General features: G+C 63.2%; 1 protein-coding gene. It reads right to left on the reverse strand.

The window, feature by feature from the left end:
- Window positions 1-242: transposase (locus C7I85_RS30440; RefSeq protein WP_146149043.1), on the reverse strand; the 242-nt coding region annotated here is incomplete at both ends.

The raw sequence follows: 242 nt of genomic DNA on the forward strand, positions 1-242 counted from the left end.
TGCCGGCCGCCTCGACGAGCACCCAGCGGATGCTCGGATCGCCACACTTCGAGATGCCCTTTTCCTGGTCGATCTCTCCCGATTGATATCGCGTTGGCGTCAAACCGAAGTGAGCAGGGACTGATCGTGATCGCCCAAACCGGCCCGGCTCATCGACCCCAGCGCGAAAGCTCAAGGCCACCATCGATCCGACACCCGGCGCGGTCATGAGGAGTTGGCAGACGTCGTCGGCCTCCGCCATT

Source organism: Pseudaminobacter soli (ex Li et al. 2025) (genome assembly GCF_003012705.1).
GTDB classification, from domain to species: domain Bacteria; phylum Pseudomonadota; class Alphaproteobacteria; order Rhizobiales; family Rhizobiaceae; genus Pseudaminobacter; species Pseudaminobacter soli.